Origin of the sequence: Pseudomonas sp. JV245A (genome assembly GCF_032424515.1) — a bacterium.
Taxonomy (GTDB): domain Bacteria; phylum Pseudomonadota; class Gammaproteobacteria; order Pseudomonadales; family Pseudomonadaceae; genus Aquipseudomonas; species Aquipseudomonas protegens.
The window spans coordinates 1-2,617 of sequence record NZ_VYKE01000317.1 but is presented as its reverse complement, the minus strand read 5'-3'; the positions used below and the strand labels follow the sequence as shown (position 1 = coordinate 2,617).

4 protein-coding genes are annotated in these 2,617 nt (G+C 65.5%); 1 reads left to right on the top strand and 3 read right to left on the bottom strand.

The genetic code is table 11. The features are described 5' to 3' along the window. On the bottom strand, nt 1-671 hold a 671-nt coding region (locus tag F6S12_RS31105; protein WP_315869795.1), incomplete at its 3' end, for an AbrB family transcriptional regulator. A 134-nt stretch (nt 672-805) separates the two neighbouring features. On the opposite strand from F6S12_RS31105, the gene F6S12_RS31100 reads away from it, so the two are divergent. After that, complete coding sequence (locus tag F6S12_RS31100; protein ID WP_011060629.1) at nt 806-1,717, top strand: LysR family transcriptional regulator; 912 nt, start codon at nt 806-808, stop codon at nt 1,715-1,717. A 24-nt stretch (nt 1,718-1,741) separates the two neighbouring features. Here F6S12_RS31100 and F6S12_RS31095 read toward each other — a convergent pair whose 3' ends face one another. After that, nucleotides 1,742-2,182 (bottom strand): CBS domain-containing protein, encoded by a 441-nt coding sequence (locus tag F6S12_RS31095; protein ID WP_011060630.1) that lies wholly within the window; start codon nt 2,180-2,182, stop codon nt 1,742-1,744. Nucleotides 2,183-2,351: 169 nt separating this feature from the next. Next, nucleotides 2,352-2,617: FAD-dependent oxidoreductase (locus tag F6S12_RS31090; protein WP_315869794.1), on the bottom strand; the 266-nt coding region annotated here is incomplete at its 5' end.

The following is a 2,617-nucleotide window of genomic DNA, read 5'->3' as shown; positions in this document are numbered from 1 at the left end:
AGCAGCGGCACCAGCAGGGCCCCGGCAGGCACCCGCGAACCCAGGAGCACACCGCAGACGATCGCCACGATGCTCAGGCCAACATTCGGCAGGCTCATGCCGTGCAGGGCCATCTGGCTGGCGTGGGCCTCGCTGCCGCTGGCCGGAGCGCCGATCCAGTGGCTGACCAGGGCCCCGACCATCACCACGCACACCACCCGCACGTACTGCATGGTGGCCACCACCCGTGAGTCGGCGCCGAACTCGTCGGCCATCGACACCATGGCCGAGGCCGCACCGGGCGCCGTGCCCCAGGCCGCGGTGCTGGCGGCAATCGCGCCGAAGCGCACCAGCACCAGGCCCACCAGGGCGCTGAGGCTGACGGTGAGCAGGGTGGCCACCAGCATCACGTGCCAGGACTGGAGCATGGCCGTGAGCACGGCGAGGGTCATGGAGTGGGCGGCGAGCATACCCACCGAGCCCTGGCCCAGGCGAAACGCCAGGCGCGGCACGCGGATGCTGGCACCGCACACGCCAAACAGGATCGCCGTGAGCATCGGCCCGAGAAACTGCCCGGCGGGAATCTCCAGGTACTTGAGCAACTGGCCGCTGATGCCGGCCAGCAACAGCCAGGCCGGCCATTGCAGCGCCTGGGGCCAGGTATTCAGGGATAGACGAAGCGATGGCGACAAGGGACGACTCTCCAAGACGCTGGCCACTCCTGTTGCGGGAGCGGTAAAACCTGCGCCGGAGCAAATTATTGATAGCGCGATTGATCAAGTCCAGTTTCTAATTGTGATCAACTCATAACTATTGTTGATCGATCATGGACCTGCGCGACCTGACCTATTTCGACACCATCGCCGAGCTCGGCCACCTGGGCCGGGCGGCGCAGAAGCTCAATCGCAGCCAGCCGGCGCTGACCAAGAGCATCCAGCGCCTGGAGGAGTCCTTCGGCACCAAGCTGTTCGAGCGTGAAGGCCGCGGCATCAAGCTCACCGCCGTGGGTGAGTTGCTGCAGCGGCGCAGCCGGCAACTGCAGCAGAACATCGCCGAGACCCACCGCGAGGTGCGGGACTTCGCCAGCGGCGTGCTCGGCAACATCCGCCTGGGCTGTGCCGCCAGCATGGCCGAACACCTGCTGCCGCAGATGACCGCCACCTTGCTGGAGCGGGCCCCGGACATCACCTTGAACCTGGTGATCGGCCAGGACGACCTGTTGCGCGAGTCCCTGCGCTCCGGGCGCCTGGACATGGTCATCTGCCCGATGTTCGAAGGCGACCCGCACCTGAGCCACCACACCCTGTTCGAAGACCGGGCGGTGGTGGTGGCCAGCCGCGACCACCCGATATTCGCCACGCCCATGCGCCTGCGCGACTTGTGCGCCTACCGCTGGGTGCTGCCGGGCACCCGGGTGTCGGCGCGACGCTGGATCGACAACGTGTTCCAGAGCCATGAACTGCCGCTGCCCTCGGTGCAGATAGAGACCAACACCATCTCCCTGTTGCCGCGGCTGATCGCCAAGACCGGGCTGCTGAGTTTTCTGGCCCGGGAAACCCTGGACGACTTCAAGGGCATCGCCCACCTGCGGGAAGTGCCCCTGGCGCAAACCTGCATGCGCCGCAGCATCGTGGTGCTGGTACGCGCCGAAGGCTACCTGTCGCCCGCAGCCCAGGCCCTGCTGGATCTGCTCAAGAGCGATGGGCGGCAATTCTTCACGGCGGGTGACGCCCTGTGAGCCAGGGCGGCGCAGGGCCTGGGATCATTCGCCGCGGATGTACTGCTCCAGCTGGCGGATCAGGTCGGCCTGTTCGGCGATTGCTTCCTTGACCAGGTCGCCGATGGACAGCAGGCCCAGCAACTGGCCGTTTTCCACCACCGGCAGGTGGCGCAGGTGGCTGTCGGTCATGATGTTCATGCAGGTGTCCACGCTCTGGTGCGAGTCCACGGTGATTACCGGCGAGCTCATGATCGCGCTGACCGGGGTGCCCACCGAGGAGCGCCCGTGGAGCACCAGCTTGCGCGCGTAGTCGCGCTCGCTGATGACCCCGACCACCACGCCATTCTCCAGCACCGGCAAGGCGCCGACGTTTTTCTCGGCCATCACCATCAGCGCCTCCAGGACCATCTGGTGCGGGGCGATGGTGTGCACTTGCTGGTTGTGCTTGGCCTTGAGTTTCAGCAGTTCTGCGACGCTCTTCATGGGGCGCTCCGGTTGTTCTACGTGGGGCGGCGATGCGCCGCCCTGAGGGGTTTCTAAAGAATCGTAGAGACTCGGCCAACCAGCAAGGCTGAAAACGGCAGATAAACGGCGAAAAACGTCACCCCGAGGATTTTTTTTCACCACGGCCCCGATAAAGGGGCCGTTGCCTTCAGTTGAAGCGGTGCAGAGAAAAACTTTCCAGGTCGATTTCGCTGCAGCCGTCCACGTGCTGCTGGGCCAGGGCTTCGCCAATCGCCGCCGAATGCTTGAAGCCATGGCCGGAACAGGCGCTGACCACGGTGACATTGGCCAGGCGCGGGTGGCGGTCGATGATGAACCCCGAATCCGGGGTCACGGTGTAGGCACAGACGCTGGCCTTCACCAACTCGGGGGCCAGCCCGGCGATATGGGGGGCGATCAGCTTGTGGAACAGGC

What these genes read in the sequence shown, in the direction of transcription:
- F6S12_RS31100 (WP_011060629.1), top strand. Translation starts at nt 806, where the DNA reads ATGGACCTGCGCGACCTGACCTATTTCGACACCATCGCCGAGCTCGGC.
- F6S12_RS31095 (WP_011060630.1), bottom strand. Translation starts at nt 2,182, where the DNA reads ATGAAGAGCGTCGCAGAACTGCTGAAACTCAAGGCCAAGCACAACCAG.